General features: G+C 59.2%; 25 protein-coding genes. All 25 read left to right on the forward strand.

The window, feature by feature from the left end; translation table 11 throughout:
• Nucleotides 1–248: 248 nt before the first annotated feature.
• The 25 genes from ACOYW0_RS22170 (at nucleotide 249) to ACOYW0_RS22290 (ending at nucleotide 21,168) form a co-directional block, all read left to right on the forward strand.
• Nucleotides 249–2,567, forward strand: coding sequence for a protein kinase family protein (locus ACOYW0_RS22170; protein WP_482415933.1), 2,319 nt, complete (start codon nucleotides 249–251; stop codon nucleotides 2,565–2,567).
• A gap of 30 nt (nucleotides 2,568–2,597) precedes the next feature.
• Complete coding sequence (locus ACOYW0_RS22175) at nucleotides 2,598–4,220, forward strand: endonuclease/exonuclease/phosphatase family protein (RefSeq protein WP_482415934.1); 1,623 nt, start codon at nucleotides 2,598–2,600, stop codon at nucleotides 4,218–4,220.
• A gap of 95 nt (nucleotides 4,221–4,315) precedes the next feature.
• Entirely contained in the window at nucleotides 4,316–5,197 is an 882-nt protein-coding gene (locus ACOYW0_RS22180) for an RluA family pseudouridine synthase (RefSeq protein ID WP_482415935.1), read from the forward strand.
• Nucleotides 5,198–5,637: 440 nt separating this feature from the next.
• A complete protein-coding gene (locus tag ACOYW0_RS22185) occupies nucleotides 5,638–6,615 on the forward strand; it encodes a sigma 54-interacting transcriptional regulator (protein WP_482415936.1) in 978 nt (325 codons plus the stop codon).
• Nucleotides 6,616–6,928: 313 nt separating this feature from the next.
• The gene (locus ACOYW0_RS22190) at nucleotides 6,929–7,144 is read left to right on the forward strand and encodes a RebB family R body protein (RefSeq protein WP_180141848.1); all 216 of its coding nucleotides are present in this window, start codon (nucleotides 6,929–6,931) and stop codon (nucleotides 7,142–7,144) included.
• 19 nt (nucleotides 7,145–7,163) lie between these two features.
• Nucleotides 7,164–7,517 (forward strand): hypothetical protein, encoded by a 354-nt coding sequence (locus ACOYW0_RS22195; protein WP_482415937.1) that lies wholly within the window; start codon nucleotides 7,164–7,166, stop codon nucleotides 7,515–7,517.
• Between the two features lie 24 nt (nucleotides 7,518–7,541).
• On the forward strand, nucleotides 7,542–7,994 hold the full coding sequence (locus tag ACOYW0_RS22200; RefSeq protein WP_482415938.1) for a hypothetical protein: 453 nt from the start codon (nucleotides 7,542–7,544) through the stop codon (nucleotides 7,992–7,994).
• A gap of 64 nt (nucleotides 7,995–8,058) precedes the next feature.
• Nucleotides 8,059–8,283: a RebB family R body protein gene (locus ACOYW0_RS22205; protein ID WP_482415939.1), complete on the forward strand. Its 225-nt coding sequence runs from the start codon at nucleotides 8,059–8,061 to the stop codon at nucleotides 8,281–8,283.
• A gap of 170 nt (nucleotides 8,284–8,453) precedes the next feature.
• The gene (locus ACOYW0_RS22210; protein WP_180141840.1) at nucleotides 8,454–8,681 is read left to right on the forward strand and encodes a RebB family R body protein; all 228 of its coding nucleotides are present in this window, start codon (nucleotides 8,454–8,456) and stop codon (nucleotides 8,679–8,681) included.
• Between the two features lie 113 nt (nucleotides 8,682–8,794).
• Complete coding sequence (locus ACOYW0_RS22215; protein ID WP_180141838.1) at nucleotides 8,795–9,019, forward strand: RebB family R body protein; 225 nt, start codon at nucleotides 8,795–8,797, stop codon at nucleotides 9,017–9,019.
• Between the two features lie 27 nt (nucleotides 9,020–9,046).
• On the forward strand, nucleotides 9,047–9,274 hold the full coding sequence (locus ACOYW0_RS22220) for a RebB family R body protein (RefSeq protein WP_092210099.1): 228 nt from the start codon (nucleotides 9,047–9,049) through the stop codon (nucleotides 9,272–9,274).
• 152 nt (nucleotides 9,275–9,426) lie between these two features.
• Nucleotides 9,427–9,654: a RebB family R body protein gene (locus ACOYW0_RS22225; RefSeq protein WP_092210098.1), complete on the forward strand. Its 228-nt coding sequence runs from the start codon at nucleotides 9,427–9,429 to the stop codon at nucleotides 9,652–9,654.
• Between the two features lie 78 nt (nucleotides 9,655–9,732).
• Nucleotides 9,733–9,999 carry a RebB family R body protein gene (locus ACOYW0_RS22230; RefSeq protein ID WP_218951047.1) on the forward strand — a complete coding sequence of 89 codons (267 nt, stop codon included), beginning with the start codon at nucleotides 9,733–9,735 and terminating at the stop codon, nucleotides 9,997–9,999.
• An 80-nt stretch (nucleotides 10,000–10,079) separates the two neighbouring features.
• Nucleotides 10,080–10,439: a hypothetical protein gene (locus ACOYW0_RS22235; protein ID WP_482415940.1), complete on the forward strand. Its 360-nt coding sequence runs from the start codon at nucleotides 10,080–10,082 to the stop codon at nucleotides 10,437–10,439.
• Between the two features lie 85 nt (nucleotides 10,440–10,524).
• On the forward strand, nucleotides 10,525–12,657 hold the full coding sequence (locus tag ACOYW0_RS22240) for a hypothetical protein (protein WP_482415941.1): 2,133 nt from the start codon (nucleotides 10,525–10,527) through the stop codon (nucleotides 12,655–12,657).
• Entirely contained in the window at nucleotides 12,644–13,435 is a 792-nt protein-coding gene (locus ACOYW0_RS22245; RefSeq protein WP_482415942.1) for a hypothetical protein, read from the forward strand. The genes ACOYW0_RS22240 and ACOYW0_RS22245 overlap by 14 nt, the downstream gene beginning before the upstream one ends.
• An 88-nt stretch (nucleotides 13,436–13,523) precedes the next feature.
• Complete coding sequence (locus ACOYW0_RS22250) at nucleotides 13,524–14,327, forward strand: peptidoglycan-binding protein (RefSeq protein ID WP_482415943.1); 804 nt, start codon at nucleotides 13,524–13,526, stop codon at nucleotides 14,325–14,327.
• Between the two features lie 159 nt (nucleotides 14,328–14,486).
• Nucleotides 14,487–15,983, forward strand: coding sequence for a DUF6765 family protein (locus ACOYW0_RS22255; RefSeq protein ID WP_482415944.1), 1,497 nt, complete (start codon nucleotides 14,487–14,489; stop codon nucleotides 15,981–15,983).
• A 207-nt stretch (nucleotides 15,984–16,190) separates the two neighbouring features.
• The gene (locus ACOYW0_RS22260; protein WP_482415945.1) at nucleotides 16,191–16,772 is read left to right on the forward strand and encodes a Pvc16 family protein; all 582 of its coding nucleotides are present in this window, start codon (nucleotides 16,191–16,193) and stop codon (nucleotides 16,770–16,772) included.
• The gene (locus tag ACOYW0_RS22265) at nucleotides 16,769–17,638 is read left to right on the forward strand and encodes a hypothetical protein (RefSeq protein ID WP_482415946.1); all 870 of its coding nucleotides are present in this window, start codon (nucleotides 16,769–16,771) and stop codon (nucleotides 17,636–17,638) included. Before ACOYW0_RS22260 ends, ACOYW0_RS22265 begins: the two co-directional genes overlap by 4 nt.
• Nucleotides 17,639–17,640: 2 nt before the next feature.
• Nucleotides 17,641–19,230, forward strand: coding sequence for a phage tail sheath family protein (locus tag ACOYW0_RS22270; protein WP_482415947.1), 1,590 nt, complete (start codon nucleotides 17,641–17,643; stop codon nucleotides 19,228–19,230).
• Between the two features lie 72 nt (nucleotides 19,231–19,302).
• A complete protein-coding gene (locus tag ACOYW0_RS22275; protein ID WP_092210079.1) occupies nucleotides 19,303–19,761 on the forward strand; it encodes a phage tail protein in 459 nt (152 codons plus the stop codon).
• A gap of 34 nt (nucleotides 19,762–19,795) precedes the next feature.
• Nucleotides 19,796–20,296 carry a phage tail protein gene (locus tag ACOYW0_RS22280; protein ID WP_482415948.1) on the forward strand — a complete coding sequence of 167 codons (501 nt, stop codon included), beginning with the start codon at nucleotides 19,796–19,798 and terminating at the stop codon, nucleotides 20,294–20,296.
• A gap of 14 nt (nucleotides 20,297–20,310) precedes the next feature.
• Entirely contained in the window at nucleotides 20,311–20,481 is a 171-nt protein-coding gene (locus ACOYW0_RS22285; RefSeq protein WP_180141817.1) for a DUF5908 family protein, read from the forward strand.
• On the forward strand, nucleotides 20,482–21,168 hold the full coding sequence (locus tag ACOYW0_RS22290) for a CIS tube protein (protein ID WP_482415949.1): 687 nt from the start codon (nucleotides 20,482–20,484) through the stop codon (nucleotides 21,166–21,168).
• Nucleotides 21,169–21,170 lie beyond the last annotated feature (2 nt).

The following is a 21,170-nucleotide window of genomic DNA, read 5'->3' on the forward strand; positions in this document are numbered from 1 at the left end:
GTCAATGGGTTGCTGCCTTTGGGGGATTCTGTTACATAAGGGAGGTGCCGGTTGGTTGCGTCAGGCACGGGTTCCAGAGCATATCAAGGCATGACGGCCTCGTAGAAAATCAGAGATTTTTTAAGGCGATGCATCCGATGTCGGTCAGTTTCGTGCGATGGGCCAACGAATAAGGGGACAGCGCTGGTTTTGTCGCCTTCAGTGCGACGGTTCGATTACTTCTCCTACACCTCAGTGCGGACACCACCATGAAATCCTTTAAAAGGATCCTTTTTTTATTTGTTCTTGTTGCTGTCGCCGTCTCTTTTTTCCCTGAGAAGACAGACCACCTTTGGCGAGTGGCAGACCACTGGCTTCGTGCCGTTGCCGAATCCCTCACGTTTTTTGTCCTGTTCATATACAATGACGCCCCGGTTACGGAGGAGGGCATGGCCCTGTTCCTGGTGGCGGCCCTTGTTCTCCTGAGCCTCTGGACGGTTGTGTCCATCAAGCCGGGGAAAAGGGGCAGAAGGAAAGGGTTTGCCGATAAGGCGGTCTCCGAACCGGGCCACGACGAGGCCGCGGAGATCGAGTATCGTTACGTGGAAGAGGATGTGGTCAAGCACTTTCTGGAGATCTACCGGGCCCAGGTGGGGGCGGGAAACGATGCCCCCTGTCGGTTTGAGCCCGTGGACGGTCAGCGGGCCGCCTTTGGCGTGATTTACGAGCTGGGGGTCCTCAAAGACGGAGAGTGGCATACGCGCAGGCTCACCATCGGCCCTTTGGGCGAGGCCGGGACCCACAGGAGCCACACATGGTTCGTGATCTACGACCGCTACATCGTGGTGAAGATTCCCCCCAAACCCCTCACGGATTTCAACGTCTACATCAAAGAGCTGGTGTACGGCAACTCCCTTGCGGCCCGCCTTGCCCCCACCGAGTGTGTGGTACCCAACGTGTCGGTGATCATGGAGCTTCTGGCCCCGAACCGCACCCCCTCCCTGTCGGCCACCGAGATCGAAAAGGGGCACGTGGGACGCCTCTCCGGCAACACGGCCTTCCAGAAGCACCTCATGATCGGTCCCTCCTTTGCCTTTTTCATGGACCTGTCCCGGTACTATTTCCTGAGCCGGGTGCTGGATGATATCCATATTTCCCGCGCTTCCATTGAGGAAGAGATCGTGGGGCATCCGCACATCTTGTGGGACCTCAATGATTTTGAAGGGCGATACGGCAAGGACCGGGCCTCTGCCTGCGGAAAGATCTCCGCGGTGTTCGACTTTTTCGAGGATGAGGTCAATCGCCTGCTCGTGCAGTTCGGGATCAGCTCTTCCCTGCCGATTTTCAGTGTCCGGTCCTGGTTTATTCAGTTCCTTGCGGGCCGGAACATTCCCACCACGGACCAGAACCTGTCCGCCGCCTTCATGGATGAACTCAACAGCCGGGCCACCCTGGCCATGGCTGAGCACACAGAGCCCATCACCGATTACCGGAAGATGATCCACGGCTACCTGTTCGAGAAGAACACGGTCAAGAGCCGGGCCATGATCGGCAGCATCGTGACGAACCTGCTGGATCTTCTGGCCGGTCTCAACAAGCGCTATATCGCCATCCGGGACATCAAGCCGGACAACCTGCTCATCGCGGGGGACCCGGAAAACTACCCCACCTTTCTCACCAGCCCCACGGAGTTCAAGGTCGGCATCATCGATGTGGAGACCGCCGCCTATCTCTCCATGGGGGAAAAGGGCCGCATTGAGCAGCCCCTTCTGGGGGGGACCCCAAAGTACGCCACCCCGAGCAATCTCTTCGGAAACGATGTGATTCGCGAACACTTTGGCGAGGTGGCCCGGATCCTGAGGCTTCAGGACTGGTATGCCACCGCGGCCCTGATATTCAAGGTTGTGACGGGCAAAGACCTGTTCGAGGAGTCGGCCCAGCTGATCCCCGAGGTGCTCCGAATCCTCACCGTGGCCGATGACGACTCCGGCCCTTCGGTCTACGAATACGTGAGCCGCATCTATTTCAAGAAGGCCCTGGAAGAGTTTGAAGAGAAGATCGCCGAGCATCGGGAGACGCTCTCGGAGTTTCAGGTCATCGTGCTTCGCAAAAACCAGAAGGTCCTCAAAACAGAGATCGACTTCTGCAAGATGGGCCTTGAAGCGCGGGTGGACCAGCTCGTGGAGGCCCAGACTTTTTTTCAAGGGGAGAAGAACACCGATACCCTCAAGCGGGCCAGCAGCGATCAGATTCATCGCCTTATCGCCTCCTGGAAGGCGAAAAACATCACCTCGGAGGCCCACCGCAGCCGGGTGGCCGAAGCGGTTCGTTTTCTCAGGTTACTCCACGGGTTCAAGGTCCGCTACGAAGGGATCGCCCGTTTTTCTGATGGATTCAACGAAGAGGGCATGAAGGTATCGGCACAACACCTGATTCATGCCATGTTTCATACCGTCTGTTACTCCATGTACACCCGGGTCTGGGGAGAGCTGAGCGGGGCCGAAGGGTTTGAGGCCAGTCAGGATGTGGCCGATGAAACCCTGGAGCGGACCCTTGACTGCGAGAAAACCGTTCCTGTCGCCTACTGAGTCAACGATATCTCATTATTCAGGAGTTCCATGGTTCGCAAGGTTGTGACAACTGTCCGGCTCCTGGCCGGGCTCCTTGTTATTCTGTTGGGCGCATCCGCCCCGGTGGCGGCAGGATTTCGCCTTGTCTCCTACAATGTTGAAAATCTGTTTGATCTTACCTTGAGCGGCAGCGAATACCCCGACTACACTCCGGGTACGGCCATGGGCTGGAATGAAGCCACGGCCCGGGTAAAATACGCCAATATCGCGTCGGTGCTGGCCGGTGCAGGGGCCGATGTGGCCGTGCTCTCCGAGATAGAGTCGCCCAAGGCCCTGGCGCGCCTCCAGAGGGAGCTTTTAAACGCGGGCCACCCCCTGGCCCACGGCGTTGTGGCAACGCATCCCTCCATCGTACGCTGTGCGGTGCTCTCCTGTTTTCCCGTGTCCGAGGTTCGGGACATCATCCCCGGCCCGGAGCAGCGGGCCATCTTGCGGGTCACCCTGGATGTACTGGGGACACCGGTGGTGGTGTATGCCAACCACTGGAAGTCCAAACAGGGGCCGGAGAGCCAGCGCATGCTCTACGCCCGAGCCCTGGCAGCCGATATCGCCACGTTGCCTTCGGGCACCGATTACATCCTTGCCGGGGATTTCAATGCCCATTACAACGAGTGGCAGCGATTCCCGGAAGAACCCCGCCTCAACGACACCCATGGAAAAACCGGCATCAACCACCTGTTGGGAACCGTTTTTAACGACGCCATGGTCTCGGAAGAGGGCCTGAAAAAAGGGCGGGGGAAGCATTACGACCTCTGGATGGAGCTGTCTCCGGAGAACAGGTGGAGCTACATCTACCACGGCAGGAAAGGGAGTCTCGATCACATCCTTCTGCCCGCCGCCCTCTACGATGGCAACGGGATCAGCTATGTGGACGGCTCTTTTCATCGCTACGCTCCGAATCACCTCATGAAAAACGGCGAGATCTTTCGCTGGCAGCGCGGAGACAGAGGCCGGGGCAGGCACCAGGGCCGAGGGTATTCCGATCACCTTCCCGTTTACGCGGAGTTTCGCCTCGGCCCCTTTAGGCCCGTTCACAAGCCCGAGATCATCTCCCGTGAACCTTCCCCAAAACGGCTCCCCACCGACGTCTCGGTGGCGGATCTGTACAATCTGCCCGCCGGTTCGTCCAACTATCGCCTCCGGGGTGTTGTTGTGCTATACAAGGCGGGTTCAAACGCCGTGGTCAAGTCTCCGAAGGGCCGGGCCATCTATCTCTACAAGGCCGGGAAGGCCCTGGAAACGGGGTGGATCGTCGATATGACGGTGACGCGCTTAAAGGATTATTACGGCCTTCGTGAGATTACGTCCCTTACCGACCTGGAGGTGCGGGGCAAGGCCGACACAGGGGCCCACCTGCTCACCGTGGACGACGGCGTGAATCTGAGCGACGCCTCCCGGGTCAATGAGGTGGTGGCCGAGGTCTGCGGCCTGTACCAGGGCGGCTGGCTTCACTACGGCAAGGGCCGCTCCATTCACGTGTACACGGTCAAAGGGGTGGCGCGTCCGCCCGACGAGACCTTTGTCTGCCTTTCCGGTGTACGCATCGGCTACCACCGGAGCCCGGAGCTGGTGGTGGACAGGGCGGAGCAGGTGAAACAGGTAAACAGGTAATAGGTTGCAGGTAATAGGTAATAGGCAATAGGCAATAGGCAATAGGGCATTGGGGTTATCGTTTTTTGCGTGAAATAGTGTGCGGGATGGATAGTATGGACGTGAGTCGAGGAAAGAAATGGCAGCATCGTGAAACGGTTTCCGGCGATGCGGTCGAAGCAGGGGCCTGTCTGGCCGCCGCCACCGGGCTCTCCCGGGGGCGGGTGAAACTGGCCATGAAACAGGGGGCTGTCTGGCTGCGCCAGGGGAAAAAGAGGCGTCGCATTCGTCATGCCAAACGCACGGTGCAGCCCGGCCAGACCCTGGAAATCTATTATGACGAGGCCCTCCTCACCGCCACGGCTCCCGAGGCCTGGTGCCTGAAGGACGGGGAGCACTACAGCGTCTGGTTCAAGCCTGCCGGGCTCCTTACCCAGGGAACCCTCTACGGCGATCATTTTTCCCTTGAGAGAAAAGCAGAGCTGCATTTTGCCGGGGTCCGCCATATTCACCCCGTGCATCGGCTCGACCGGGAAACCGCCGGGCTGGTGATCCTTGCCCACGGGAGAAAAAGCGCGGCAGCCCTCTCCTCCCTATTTCGGGAAGGCAGGATCCAGAAAATCTATCGTGCCGAACTCCTCGGGGAGATCAAGGACGCCGGGGAGAGCCGCTTTATCGACGAACCCATCGAAGGCAAAGAGGCCAAAACGGAATTCGTCGTGGAAGGCGTTGACCCCGATGCCGGAACCTCGACGGCCCTTGTGCGCCTGCACACCGGGCGCATGCACCAGATTCGCCGCCATTTCGATATGATCGGTCACCCTGTCATGGGTGATCCCCGCTACGGCAAAGGGAACAAGAACCGTTTCGGTCTTCGCCTGGCCGCCGTACACCTCTCCTTTCTGTGCCCCTTCCTCCAACGACAGGTCGCTTTCACCACGGAAGAGACCCTGCCGGATCCCATATTCAGAACCGCCAATCTGTCGCTGTTTCGTTAAGCCCTGTACTAGTGGACGGCAGGCCCCGGGGGCCTGCCGTGCTCCACCTGTGATGTGCGGTGGCACGGAATATGTATACCAAAAGTGCACGTAGTGTCCCGGGGTTGCCTGGCTTTGTGGGAGACCTGTGATGTATTCTCCCTTGATATCAGTTGATTAGACCCGTCTGTATGCCTTTCGCGATAAGTTGTGGGCAGCGCATCAATCCGTGAAAACCTTTTTTGTGTCGTGAGCGCATTTGTTTCACCTTCATTTTCAATGGTTTGGTTGTGGGGGCAGACAGTGAAAATGGTGCTGAAATTTCCCGGATGGACACGACGGTGATTTTTCAGAAAAAGCCCCTTAACAAGCTGTATGTCTGCAGGCATTTATACGAGTCTTGCGAGGCCGCCTGAACTGATAAACTAGCTGTGTCATGCTTATATAAAGGGCCTTTGTCTATGGACTTGAAAGTCAATCAGGAGGTTGTACGAGATGCCATGGTGATCGGCAGTTCGGCAAAGATGGAGCACGTCATGGATATGGTCTGCAGAATTGCTCCTTCCTCACTGCCGGTATTGATCACCGGGCCGACGGGCTGCGGGAAGGAGGTTATCGCGTCCGTGATCCATCATATGCGGGGGGATCCTCGCCTCCCCTTTGTGGACATCAACTGCGCCGCCATACCGGAGACGCTGGTTGAAACCCTGCTGTTCGGCCACGAAAAAGGGATGTTTACAGGGGCGACGGGAAAGCACCAGGGGTATCTCTCCATCACCGGCAGGGGCACCCTGTTCCTCGATGAGATCGGGGAACTCCCGCTTCCGCAGCAGGCCAAGCTGCTGCGTGTCATCGAGGCCAGGTCGTATCGGCCACTGGGGGGGGGCGTCAACCTCCCTTTTGAGGGGCGGATCATCGCGGCAACCCACGCGGATCTTGAGACGATGATCAAGCATCGCAGGTTTCGCGAAGATCTGTACTACCGCCTGAATGTCCTGAACCTGGAGGTGCCTTCCCTGCGGGAGCGGCGCCAGGATATCCCCGAACTGGTGAGGTTTTTTCTGCGTCGCGTGGAGCAGAATGTGGACTTTACCGAGGGCGCGCTCCGGGCGATGATGGCCCTGGACTGGCCGGGAAACATCAGGCAGTTGAAGAACACCATTGAAAAGATTTCCCTTCTCTCAGACGAAAAACCCATTACGGAAAAAAGCGTGGCAGCCTTTGCCCATCAGCAGGGGCTTTCCCTGGATGAGACCTTCGACAGCATGGCCGACCAGGTGATTGACCTCACCTGCGAGGACAAGGTGGAACGCATGGAAACCGCCCTGGTGCGCAGGGCCCTTGTGAGGGCCGAGGGGAACAAGAGCCAGGCCGCGCGGTTCCTGGGTGTTCATCGTAAATATATCGAGCGGAAGGTCAAGCTGTGTAACGGCGTCTGATCGCCGAAGACGATCGTCGGTGAATCTAAATGGTTGAACGTATCGCGTGTTTTGTCGCGATGGCAATGCGATGGCCGGAAGTGTCCAGTCCCTTTGTGGGCGATGGACGCATCCGGCCATTTTTTTTGGCATGGGGGGGAAGAAAAATCGTCGAATCGCATCAAATGGTGTTGGCACGAAGGTTGCTACATGGATACTCGTTCTCAGGATTAATCCGAAAAATTAGGGGGTTGTAACGTACGGGGCGGAGCTATGCGCTTCGGCCCGCAACACGGCAACGACCATGAACGGTTCATCTCAGAGGGAGGCTCTCATGTCGGATTTCAGCCAGGCTGTAACGGATGCGGTTTCACAGATCAATTCGCTTGTTGTCGGGTCTTCCCCGGCAATGTCTCTGGCCAGCCAGTACCAGACCCAGGGATTCAACATCGCCATGGCGTCCATGAACGCCGTGAATTCACAACAGCAGTCCTGCATTGTCCACCAAACAGCGACCGTTGAGAATGTCATTAAAATGCTTCGTTCATAACGCACCGCAAAGATGAAAAATGTCAAACAAGATAAAGAGTCTTGCCGATGCAAATAAGGAGATCGCCACCTCGGTCAAGGGGGGGGCATTTGACAAATCGCCTTTATCAAACGGGGCGGGGCAATCCGTTCAGTCGGTATCTCAATCCGTTGCCATTGCCGTGCAGGATGCAGGGGACACCATGCGGAACATCGCCCTTGTTCAATCCACTGCCCTGGGGGTCGCCACCCAGAAGTTCGTCGAAACAAAGGACCCGGAGTACATTCCCGTCATCAAGCAGTGCCAGGCCGTCATGAATGATTCCGTGACGTACTGGGAGACCATCGGGAAAAAAGGGGCCGAGATTCTAGAATCCTACAAGAAAATTTTCTAACCACGGGTCAGGGGGAGCAAGGACATGTCAGATGAGAATGCATTCAAGTTTACTCACCAGGATTTTGGCTCCTTTAAGAAAAACTACAGCTCGTTTCTGAAAAACTACACCTCCTCGTTGAGCGAGATGGTGAAGATGAACAATCAGTTCCTGGAGGACAAAACCAAAGAGATCGACAAGTTGATGAAGATCAACAACGTGATCTTTTCCCAGCCGGACGGTTCCGATGCGGAAGGGGAGGAGGGCGGTCCCGCAGCAAGCCAGGTCAATGCGTTCATGAAGATGTCGTCCCAGACGTCGGAGCAGGTCAATGAACAGTTCAAGCACGCAGACGCCATGCTGAAGAACGCGACAAAGCAGTTGGAATCGTTGACACAGAAAAGCAATGAGATGCTGAAAAAGATGCACCCTGAATTTCAGGCGAATCCGGCCCCGGAGGCACCGGCTTCTTCCGATGACCCGGCCCCGGAGTCATGATGTGGTGTGGCAGGAACAGTAACGCGTTTACCCGATGACTCATTAATCTAAAAAGGAGAAGACAATGGCTCAACTGCAGGAAGTCAGCCCAGCGATCACGGATGCTGTCACGGAATCGAACTTGAGTGTGTTGGGTGAATCCCCAGCCATGGCCCTCGGCAGTCTTTACCAGACCATCGGTAACTCTGTGGCGATGGCTGCTGCCAACGCGGTGTATGCCCAGCAGCAGGCCAACGTCACGTTTCAGGCAGCCACTACCTTGGCCGTGAAAAAATTGATGGAAGATTGATGATGCACTGGGCAAGGGGCCCGGGGTCAGCCCGAAGCCGGCAAGCGTCCCCAAGGGACGGGCTGATCGGATGTCTTTATATCGCATCGTGGGCCCTGGCTCGGTTTTTTACCGGTCCGTGTGGTGGGTGTAAAACGTTCCGTTAACCCTTAAGACGAAAGGAGATGAGAATGCCTCAATTACCAGAGTTGACGCCTGCGGTGACTGATGCGGTGACCCAGAGCAACGTCAGCGTGTTGGGTGAGTCCCCGGCCATGGCCCTGGGCAGCCTGTATCAAACCATCGGTAACTCCGTTGCCATGTCGGCCGCCAACTCGGTGTATGCCCAGCAGCAGGCCAACGTTACGTATCAGACGGCCACGACCATCGGGCTGACCAGGATGCTTAACGGTCAATAATCCGGGCGGTGTAAGCGCAGCCGCCGGTTACCGTTGCCGGGTCGGTGCACAGCCACCGGTGACGTCGTTACCAGGTTTCATGCCTGACAACCCAAAACCATTAGGAGGTTAACATGCCGCAACTCGCCGAAATCAGCCCTGCCGTAACCGACGCAGTCACCCAGACCAACGTCAAGGTCCTTTCCGAGTCTCCTGCCATGGCCCTTGGCAGCCTGTACCAGACCATCGGCAACTCCGTGGCCATGGCTGCAGCCAACGCCGTGTACGCTCAACAGCAGGCCAACGTGACTTACCAAACGGCAACCACGGTTGCCATCACCAAGCTGGTTAACGGTTAACAAGCAGGACCCAACAGGAGGTAACAAATGGCTCAACTTCCCGAACTTAGCCCCGCCGTCACGGATGCCGTGACCCAGACCAACGTCAAGGTTCTTTCCGAGTCTCCCGCCATGGCCCTTGGCAGCCTGTACCAGACCATCGGCAACTCCGTGGCCATGGCTGCCGCCAACGCGGTTTACGCCCAGCAGCAGGCCAACGTGACCTACCAGACGGCCACCACCGTCAGCCTGGATAAGATGATCAACAGCAAGTAGTGCTCGGCCTCATCGCCTTCTTTAAGGCAAGGGCATCGTTTCACCTCTGTGTGGTATCCGTGGGCCCTGTCGCCGCGTCGGCGAGCGATGCCTCCTTTTAAGGGGGCACCAAGGCAGAATACCAACACCATTAAGACAAGGAGTGCAAGCAAATGGCACAACTTCCCGAACTCAGCCCGGCCGTCACCGATGCCGTGACTCAGACCAACGTGAAGGTTCTTTCCGAAGCACCGGCCATGGCCATGGGCAGCCTTTACCAGACCATCGGCAACTCCGTTGCCATGGCCGCCGCCAACGCGGTTTACGCGCAGCAGCAGGCCAATGTGACGCATCAGACCGCCACCACCGTGGCGATCACCAAGATGATCAATCCCAAGTAAGCACCACTGAAGCGCTGAATTCACCGGCCTTCATCCCGGAGGCCGGTGTTTTCAGTCGCCAACCGATGAGGGGGTTCAATGGCTGAGATGAACAAACCGGGTACAGACGCCGGCAATTCCGATGAGAACAAGGTGGATCCCAAAGTCCTGGATGCCGTCACCAGCACCAACGTAGCCGCCATCGGGGTGGCCTCCGATGAAGCCATGGCTGTTGCCTATGAATCCCTGGCTCACTCCCTGAGCCTGGTGATGCAAAATGCAGGCTCTACGCAGTACGGGATGAAACAGATCGAGGCCGCGGCGGTGGCAAAAACCTGTCAGAAAATTCTTTCTCTAATCAAATAAACGGTGGGCTGCTGAAAAGGACCCTGGGGTCGTAATGTCTGTTCCCTCCACCGCAAACCGAGACCAACAAAGGAAATGACATGACAGACAAACATGTTCACATTGCCGGAGCCAACAAGGAGATCGCCGCGAACCTGCAAGGGGAGAAGAAGAACTTTACCCCCCTGACCCAGGGGGCGGGCCAGGCTGTCCAGTCCATTGCCCAGTCCATCGCCATTGCGGTGCAGGACTCCGTGGACACCATGCGGAGCATGGCCACCGTTCAATCGGCCACCATCGGTGTGGCCACCCAGAAGTACATCGAAACCAGGGATCACGACTACATTCCCATTACCGAGCACTGCAAGGGCAACCTGAACAACTCCGTTGAGTACTGGGAACGCGTGGGCCTGACCGGCGCCTCCATCTTGAAGTCCTACAAGGAAATTTTCCAGAAATAGGCCCGGAGCGGCCACGGGGCCCGGACACGTCGTGCCCGCCGGGTTTGTCGGATATTTTTTGACGCCACACAGACGAGGACCAACCATGCAGACAGTCGGAAATTTCAATTCCCAGTTCGGGCGGGAGTTGCCCACGGAGCGGTACCTGGAGGCGATCACGGAACTGGCGAAAACGGATGAAAGGTACGTGTTTACCTGTTACCTGGGGCTGGTGCAGCGGGTTCTGGAGAACGTGACCGGAACCCTGGACACCCTTGATGAAGAGGGTGATGCCGAGGCGCAGGTTGAAGAGGTGTGCCTGACCCCGGGCCTGAACCTGGCCCGGATGATGGTGATCCACTGTGTGGCCCTGGGGGCGTTGATTCGCCTGTTTACGACCACACGCAGCGCGGATGACGACAGCCAGAGGATCTTTGACTCCTTCGACGACCTTGTGGTGGTGCCGGGGGCCACGGGGCCCGTGAAAAAAACGGGGATCGTGTCGAACCTGAAGCGCTACTTCAACGAGGCCAAGTTCGAGGCCAGTCACCTGACGAAAAGGCGCATTGTCCTCACCGAGAGCATCAACGCCTATTGCCTGAGGAACATCAAAAAGGCCCTGCACGTGGGAACGAGCATCACGGCCGCGGATGCGGGCATGGCCATCGAGCACCTGCCCGAAGAGGTGATATTCAAGGCCTTCAGTCTCCAGTTCGGTGTGGATGTGGGGCCGGAGAACGTGGATACCCTGGAGCACCTGGAAGGGTTTGTCAAAACCAACGGACGCCAGGTGTACGACAACTACTGGAAGCCCCGGGGCATTGAAGGGGACCGGTATTACGCGGAAGCCTTTGCTTCGGTGGAGGGGTTCATCACCGGCCTTGCCAGGGGGCCCTTTGCCAAAATGATGCAGGTGGTCTGGTACGCAACCCACAGGTTCGGCAACGGGGACTCCCCGGCAACGCAGGTGCGTTTTTTGCTGAAAGTGCCTGATGTCCGGCCCGAGGGAAGCGGCTCCACGTCCAAGGACCTTGTGGATATCCTCTCCCTGTATGATCAGTGGGTTGCCTCCGGGGAAGGCCTTCAGCCAAGGCTGGTGGGGGTGGATCTCACGGGGCCGGAGGACGATGCCGTGGACGTGGAAGCGGTGAAATCCTTTTTCAATGAGCTGCACAACAGGGTTTTTATCGAACGGGACGATCTGCTGGTGGTGCACGTGGCCATGGACACCCTTCGCCTCTCCCGGGACGAGCTCATGGAGACCAACCCCTGGGCGGGCAAATGGGAGGATATCAAGAACCCCTTCAAACGGTTGCACGGGTATGTGAGCAATGAGCTCCTGATGAATTACGGCAAAATCAAGCGGCTGGCCCTGGAGCTGGAAGAGGCCAGACTGATCCGGTTCTGCTACAGCGGTCTGGAGGGGCGCATCGGGGAGCGGGACCCCGCCTTTGCGGCCCCTGCCATGGTGCTGAAAAAAGAGAGCTTCGAGGCTGTCAAGGGGCGCAAGCTCACCGTGCTGTATCGGGTGGTGTCGGCTTATCTTGCCAGTATCTTCAACTTCAAAAACGCCAAGCTCAGGCTCGGCTCCCTCACCCAGGTTGATGATGAGGTCCTGGACCTCATGGCCGGCACCGAGAATATCTACGTGGATCTTCGTCCCGGATGGACCATCCGGGAGGCGATTCAGAATCTCAATATCACCCCCCGGCAGCTGACCATCGCCAAGGAGCTGCTTCTGGTGGAGAGCGGCGTCGGCGCAGGGCGTGACGGCCGAAAGCGCGGCGGGGACCTTGTGGTCATCGAAAAAGCGGTGGAGATCCATACCCGGGAAAAGGGGGGCACGGAGCCTCCGAGGCAGACGATTCTTGCCCACTCGCCCATGGGCCATATCGTCGAGACGATTCCGTCGCAGTTTGTCCTGGGCGACGGCGGGGGAGGGACTGAGCGCATCGGCATCGCTAAGGAGTACGAGCTGTACAACGACCTGGTGGGCCTGCCCCGCCTGCTGGATGAAAACGTCAGACGATATGCCGATTTTGCCCTGAACACCCGGTTTGAGAAGGGTGACAACAGCCTGGCGGCACCGGAACCGGTGAAAAGCGGTGAGCCTGAACCGCCCGCGGCATTGCCCGCGGCCGCCGCTCTTCCTTCCGATGAGCCCCGTCGCTCGGGCGAGGGGGAAGACCCCCTGGATGACGACCTGCTGCTGGGCCATCTGTTTTATGACGATTATTAGCCGGGCCACGGCTCGGCACCTGATGGGGGGGGCTCGGCGGGTGGGCCGCAGCAGAGCACACGAGGCAGCCGTCATGGAGGCCCTGTGCCGGGATCCCTGTCTGCGTGAGTGCATGGACTGGGTCGAACGGTGGCATCTCCACCGGTCCCCGGGGGCGTTGGAGGTCCTGACCCTTTTGTGTGAATGGTTTCCGGGGCACCACAGCTGGCATCGGTCCCTCAAGGAGGTCGTCCGGGGACAGGCCCCTTTTCACCGGGTCGGGGCCCCGCGGGTCCGCTGTGCCTCCGATGCCCTGCAGCTCCTGCTTTCGGAGACCTTCACCACCGTGGAGGAGGGATATGCCCTGAGGCGGTGGGTGGATCGTCTGCTGACAAAGCCACCGGGCAGGCTCCGCGAATTTTTCTCCTTGCTGGGGGTGCACAGCACCGGAGGGCGCAGGCTGGTATGCGTGATGTCCGAGCGCCAGCTGGAGAAAATGGTGAAACGGCTCGCCCCCGGCCCCGCGGACCGGATCCTTGACCTGGTGGCGGAGCTGGTCTCCGACCTCCAGGGGTTCCGCAGGGCGCCCGGGGCCCAGGGTCGATTCTGGGTACTTGACGACGCACACCATGCGGTGGCCCGTATCTCGACGGAGGGTTGGAACCCCTGGGGGCGCGAGGCAAGGGTTTCCTGTCCGGGGCGTTCCTTTTTTGAGGCCGATTACCGTCAGGACCCGTTGCTGCTGGTCTGGTCGGCGGTGTTGGGGGATCTTGCAGGCGAGGACCGGCGGTGCGGCTGATCCGGAGGGTGGGAGAGTTGAGCAGAAAACCGTGAACAACATTTCTGCGCAACGGTAACCGACGTTAACACCAGCAGGGAGGATCACCATGAAGATTTTGAAACAAGGGGATGGCTTTGCCCGTCAATCCCCGGAGTTGCGGCCGGATGTGAAAGTGTTGCAGCAGGCTTTGGTTAAGGCCGGGTACCCTGTGACCGCCGACGGCCTGTTCGGCAAGGGCACCGAAGACGCCCTGAAGAGGTTTCAGGCGGACCGGGGGCTTCCCGTCACCGGTGTGACGGATGCGGCAACCTGGAAGGCCCTTGGGGAGGACGGGGGTGTGTTGCGGGGCTTTCGGGGGGACGCGGCATGGGTTCATGCCCGGGAAGGCTATGCCGGAAAAGCCTACTGGCCCGGCGGTGAGTCAGGCGTGACCCTGGACCCGGGCATCGACCTCGGGTATGCCGACCTGGCCCTGGTGGAAAAGCTCTACGGAAAGCTGTTTTCCAGAGAGCAGCTCAACGCCGTCAAAGCCGTGGCCGGGATCAAGGGCGAGGCGGCCAAGAAGGCCCTGGCGGCAGACCCCGTGCTCCAGGGCATCCGGGTGACCCGGGAGCAGTCCGACGTCATCTTCCCTTATGCGGCCGACCCGTATTGGAAAAAGATCGCCGGCCGATTCGAGACCCTGGCCGATAAGGACACCTTCCCCCCGGTCCAGACGGTGATGCTCTCCCTGGCCTACAACAGGGGGCCTTACAACAAAGGCCTGGAGGTGTTGCGACAGCCCATCAGGGAGAAAAACTGGGCAAAGGTGGCCGATGTGGTGGGGGCCATGCAACAGGACCATCCCTTAGAGGGGATCCGGAAGCGCAGGCGCATGGAAGCGGAGTTGATCCGGTCCCACCTGAAATAGGTGGCGGTGCCCCGGTGTGATTTCGGATCATGACGGATTGATCGCGTTTTACCCTGTCGGGAGAACGGGGGGCATGTCGCCTGCAGCAATGTGGGGGGCCCATGGCGTTCGAGGGCGCGCCATGCCCCGTTCTCCCGTCCATTTTCAAGGAGGCCTGTGGTGGATCGAGATTTTCATTTTTTCGGGACGTTTACGGCTTCTGCGCTGGCCGGGTTTTCCGGGGCCGAGGCGCTGACCATCGCCACAGCGGCACAGTTCGTGGACGACTGCACCGAGGGCGTCACCCACAAGCCTCCCCCTCTCCACAGGTGTCCCAGGCAGGTGTGGGTGCTCTCCAGGGGCGGGTATGTCTTTACCCCCATCATCACGGCGGTGGAGGATATCACGGCCTGGGCCGGGGCCTTTGAAGCCGATGAAACCCGCCAGATCTGGATGCCTTTTCATTACCTGCCGGGCAATACCCCCAGCAACCTCGACCCGGTGACGGTGCGCAGGGGCAGGGCGGGGGAGTCCCTGGACTGCCTGTGCCGCCCCGGAAGCGAAGCGGCCCGGGAGCTTGTGAACTTTGCCGTGGCCCGGTACGGCGAGCTTGCGGCCGTGGACCGGCGCCTTGCCCTGATGCTGGTGGGGATCTGCATGCATGTGTTTGCAGACACCTACGCCCACCAGGATTTTGCCGGGTGCGCTTCCTCGGAGCTCAACGCCCCGAGCCAGGGCATCTGGCGAAACACCGGCTCCTTCACCAACAAGGGGCGCTGGAAGGGGCGTCGCTGGATCCCTCGGGGGAAGAGTTACAGGGAGATCGCCTGGCCCTGGCGGGTGGCACAGGTGCCGGACTCCCCTTTAACCGCCTATTCCGATGTCCCCACAGATGCCACCCGCCTGGGGCACTGCCACATGGGTCACCTTCCGGACATCTCCTCCATCGCCTATGAGTTCTATCCCTGCTGGGCCGACGGCCTGACCGACACCAACCGGAACAATCCCGAGATATTCCTGACCTGCTTCATGGAGATGGTGCGCGCCCTCCGCGCCGTGCGGGACGGAGAGCGGTTTACTTTCCTCGCCTCCGAGGCCGAGGCGGATGAGGCCTATGACCGGGACGCCTCGTTTTTTAAGCGGGTGAAAAAGGTCATCAGCCCGTCGGACCATGATCCGTGTGACCGTGATCTCTACGGTACAGGAATGAACCTGGCCTCGGACGCCTGGTTCCGGGCGTCGGAAGAGCGGTGGGGCCGGCTGGTGTCTGAAGCGATAGAGCCGAATATCCGTGTGGACATGGCGGTGTATGACGCCACACGGGATGCCTGGGCGGATCAGGTCAAGAGCGCAGGCGGCAGGGAAATGGCCGTCCGTGAGTTTACGGAGCTGCCCTTTGTCAAATGGAACTGCGCGGCCAAGGCGGTGTTTGCCCACCTGTTTCAACGGCTCCAGACCCCGGGCAACAGGATGAAGGTGCTTCCCTTTGACAAGACCTCGGCCTGCATGCCGTCCCAGTTTCATCTCCTTGACGAGATCGCCGAGTTCTGGGTTCCCAAGGGCAAGAGAGGCGGCGGGTACTACTATTCGGACCAGGTGGCGCGCCTCAAGGTGAGGAACCGTGCCCTCCAGAGGGCCACCACCCCCTTTGAAATCGAGACCCTGTTTTTCTGTTGAACACCCATGAATCCGTATCTCAACCGCAAGGGAGCTTCCATGAGGTCATCACTTCTGAGCCATGCCTTACTCTTCTTCATCCTCGGCGGGTGTGTTTCTGTTTTTCTCGGGGTTTACGGGGTGTTGACCTACGGAATCCTGCTGGGGTTCTTTTTGTCAGCAGCGGTTGTGCGTCAACGATTCTGCGGAGTTTAAGAAGGGGAGAGCATGCTTCACCATGCCATGCAGCACATCACGGCCTCACTGAACCGGTACTTAAAGGGGCGCTTTGACCTGCCCCAGGATGTGGCGGTCATGTCCGGTATCCTGGATCAGGACGGAGCCGTTGAAACCCAGATCCACAACAAGCTGGTGGTGAGCCTGGTCAACCTCGAGAAGGAGCAGGTCCCTGCGGCTTTTATCCGTCATGGATCCGAGGAGACGGGGCTGACGAGCATCGGGTTTCCGCCCATTCACCTCAACGCCTATCTCCTTGTCTCCGCCTATTTTCCCGGCAGCAATTATGCCGAAGCCTTGAAGTTCATCTCTTATGCGGCCCTTTTTTTCCAGGGGAACCCCGTCTTTACCCGGGAAAATTCACCGGATCTGGAAGGTGACATCGAAAAGATCGTCATGGACATCGAAAACCTCAACTTGCGGGACCTGAGCAGTCTGTGGTCGGTGGTGAGCGGCAGGTACCTGCCCTCCATTGTCTATAAAATGCGCATCATCACCCTGGACTCCAGGGGCATCGGCAAGCAGGTGACCGAATTGTCCGGTACGGACCCGTCGGTGAGGAGGTCCCCGTGAAGACACTGTTTCTCCTTGAGGGGGAACACGCCTATTTCGGAACGGGGGGCGGGGCCGGGGTGTGCTTTGTTCCCACCAGGAGCAGCCGGTACATCGCTGACAAGGCGGGGCTCCGGTTTTTTCCCCGGGAGAGCGGGCTCCGGATCTGCTTTGACCCCAGGGACCTTCCCAAGCTCAACGCCTACACCGAAGACACGGTGGAGCCTTTGGTGCTGACGATCCTGGTGCGCCCCGCCGGGGACGATTTCTGGAACTACACGGCATTTCCCGAGGTGCCCCAAGGATGGTTTCTCATGGGCGCCAACACCGACGGCGACCTCGATCCTTTACTGTTTACCCGGAGCCCGGCGTCACCGGAGTCCCTTGTGGGTGGGGACGCCTTGACGGCGGACGGCACCTGTTCGGGGGCGGAGCTGGCAACCACGCCAGCTGGCCTGGTGCGCCTGGCCTGCCGGGGCGAAAAAGGACGGGACGCACTTCAAGGCGCCCTGGAGGGAACCCCTCAGGCGTGCCGGTTTGTTTTCAAGAATCGAAAGACCTTCTGGCGTTACTTCATTCCCTGTGACGGAAACCCGGAGGACCTGCGTATCGACGATCGCAGCGGGAGCGTTTCCTTCGGCCTGGCAGGGGGCTTAAGGACGCGGGGGCATCCGTACTACGCTCGTTTTGTGTCGGATCGCCCCCTCGGGCTTCATCGAAAAGGGGAGGCCCGGTTTCAACTGACGTGCACCGGGGGCGGTCGGGCCCGGACCCTTGTGAAGGCGTTGCCCAATGCCCCGTCGGACCCTCTGCATTGTATGGCCTTGGACAGCGGAAAGGTGTATGTTTCGGATATTTTCGTCAATAACTACGTCTACGGGAGGTGAACATGGGTCAAATGAAGACACCGGGTGTCTACATTGTCGAAAAAAGTGCGTTTCCAAATTCGGTGGTGGAAGTGGCAACGGCCGTACCGGCCTTTATCGGCCATACGGAGATGGCGGTGAACGGTGGGAAATCCCTTGCCGGAAAGGCGTGGCGCATCACCTCCATGGCGGAGTTCCACAGCTTTTTCGGCGGGGGGCCTTCCCCCAAGTTCACCCTGGCAGAGGCTGCGGGGGGCGGTGGCGAGGCGGCAACACCCCCTGAAGGCGGTGAAGGGGCTGCAGCGGCTCCGGCCGAGGGGGGCGCTGCACCGGCCGCACCGGCGGAATCGGATTTCACCTTTAAGGACAAAGCCTACACCCTGGAGCAGTCCGAGGGACGTTACATCCTCTACGACTCCATGCGCCTCTTTTTCCAGAACGGCGGCGGGCCCTGCTACATCGTCTCCGTAGGGGACTACAAGGCGCCCGTTGAGGCGGATCGTTTTAAAAAGGGCATCGAAGAGCTCATCAAGGAACAGGAGCCCACCATGGTGGTGGTGCCCGAGGCGGTGCTTCTTGAGGCAGCCGACTGCACCGGCGTCCAGCAGGCGGCCCTTCAGCACTGCGGCGGCAAGATGCGGAACCGCGTGGCCATCCTCGATGTGTACGACGGTTTCAAGGACCGTCAGGATCCTTCCGGCGACTGCGTCGACAACTTCCGAAACGCCCTGGGCATCAACTACCTTGATTTTGCGGCGGCCTACTACCCCTGGGTGGACACCTCCATCGTTCAGGACAAGGAGCTGAACTACGAGAGCATCGGCAACACGGACATGGTCAAGACGCTGATTTCCGACGAACTCGGCCTGGGGGAAGACGCAGGGGACGATCCCAAGAAGGCCCAGCTCAAAGAGACCCTTGAGAAGATGACGGACACCTCCCTGCCCGAGGATGAAAAAGAGCTCCTCAACAAAACCCTGGTGCAGGTCAGCCCCCTGTTCAAGACCATCTGCAAGGAGCTCAAGGCCAAGCTGAACCGCCTGCCCCCTTCTGCGGCCATGGCCGGGGTCTACACCATGGTGGACAATGCCAGGGGCGTCTGGAAAGCCCCGGCCAACGTGAGCCTCAGCGCGGTGGTTGCCCCGTCCGTCAACATCACCCACGACGACCAGGAAGATCTCAACGTTCCCACCAGCGGCAAGTCCATTAACGCCATCCGCTCCTTTATCGGCGAGGGCGTCCTCTGCTGGGGGGCCAGGACCCTGGACGGCAACAGCCTGGACTGGCGCTACATCAACGTGCGCCGCACCATGATCATGCTGGAAGAGTCCATCCGACTGGCCAGCAAGGCCTATGTGTTCGAGCCCAACGACGCCAATACCTGGGTGACGGTCAAGAGCATGATCGCCAACTTCCTGACCGGCATCTGGAAACGCGGCGGCCTGGCCGGTGCCGTGCCTTCGGACGCCTTCAGCGTCCATGTGGGGCTGGGGGAGACCATGACGCCGGAAGACATCCTTGAGGGGATCCTTCGCGTGACGGTTCTTGTGGCTGTCTCCCGACCCGCGGAGTTCATCGAGATCACCTTCCAGCAGCAGATGCAAAAGTCTTGACAGGGCTCTGCGATGCTGTAAGACAGCTTATCCAGCTGTGATGACAACAATCCTTAAAGGAGGAATGATGCCATGAGTGATGACGGTTCCGCACAATCGACCACTGTCTGGCCGATGCCGAAATTTCATTTTGAGGTGAAATGGGACTCGGAGGTGATGTCGTTTCAGGAGGTTTCCGGCCTGGATATCGAGGCTCAACCCATTGAATACCGCCACGGGGACAGTCCGGAGTTCTCCACCATCAAGATGCCCGGAATCAAGAAGAGCGGCAACGTGACTATGAAAAAGGGTGTCTTCAAGTCCGACAACAAGTTCTGGGACTGGTTCAACCAGATCAAGATGAACACCATCAAGCGAGTTCCGGTGACCATCAGCCTTCTGGATGAGACCGGGGCCCCCACCATGGTCTGGACCCTGGCCAACGCCTGGCCCACCAAGATCCAGGCCACGGACATGAAGTCCGACGGCAATGAAGTGGCCATTGAGTCCATTGAGATTGCCCATGAGGGGCTGGTGATCGCCAACGCGTAATCGCCTCAGTCAGACACTATAGGGAGTCCGTACCATGGTAGCCATACCGGATGCAGGCCTCATGTCCGCTGCCCTTGGCGCAATGCTCGGTGGGTCCCTGCCGGCGGCATTTCACTTCCGGGTGGTCTTCTCGGCCACCCAGGGAACCACAGACACCTCGTTTCAGGAGGTGTCCGGCATCGGCTCGGAGATGGAGCTCGAAGAGGTGGTGGAAGGGGGAGAGAACCGCTACGTCCACAGGCTTCCCAAGGGGGTCAGGCACCCCAGGCTCGTTCTGAAACGGGGGGTGGCCGACGCCTCCTCCCCGTTGGTGATCTGGTGCAAGTCCGTGTTCGAGTCGGGGTGCCATGTGGCCCTGGTACCCATGCCCATTCTGGTCTTTCTGCTGGACGAGAACCGGCTCCCTGCCCGGGGGTGGTTCTTTGCCAACGCCTACCCGGTAAACTGGAAGATGGATCCCTTCAATGCCACCGGCAATGAGGTGGCCATCGAAGAGATTGAGCTGAGTTACAACCACATGTTTCGCATTGTCTGACAAAGGAGGCTTTCATGGCGGTTGAGATTCGCGAGATGGTGGTGCGGACCACCATCTCCTCAAGCCCTGCGAAAGAGCCGCGTGAGTCCCTTTCCTGCAGCGGCATGGAGCAGGTAAAGCGGGAGGTGGTGGCCGTCTGCATGGAGCGGCTCGCCGACTACCTTGCCAGGCAGAAGGAGCGATAGATGACGGCATCGGGGCTCAAGAAAAAGCTGAAGCTTACCACGGTTGCCGTGAGCAAGGGCAAGCTGGGTGCCGAGGGCGACAGCTTTGAGGTGATGATCAACCCGGCCGGTTTCTCAAGGACCCTGGGGATCTGCTTCAGCGAGGATCAGGCCCAGGGCGCCATCGGCAGCGAGCAGAAGTTTACCCGGGTCAGCCCGGACAAACTCTCCTTCGACATTGTTCTGGACGGCACCGGGGTGGTGGAGGTACCCGAGGGAGGGGACGGGGCAGACGACGTCAAGACCCAGGTGAAGAACCTGCGGACCGTGGTGAGCCGCTACGAGGGCAGCATCCACGATGTCAACGTGGTGAAGATCCTCTGGGGCACCACCTTGTTTTACGGCCGCCTGGATACCCTGGAACTCGAATACACCCTCTTCAAACCCGACGGGGACCCTTTGCGCGCCAAGGTAAAGATGAGCTTTACCGAGTTTCTCAGCAAAGAGGAGGAGGTGAAGAAAAAGGCCAACGAATCCCCGGACATGACCCATCTCATCGAGGTGATGGCCTTTGACACCCTGCCGGCCCTGTGCCGCAAAATCTACGGTGACGATGCGTACTACCCAGATGTGGCCCGCATCAACAACCTGGTCAATTTCAGGCGGATCGAACCCGGAACCCGCCTTCGGTTTCCCCCCTTGAGGTAACC

The organism is Desulfoluna sp. HI9BLuna, from assembly GCF_056829775.1.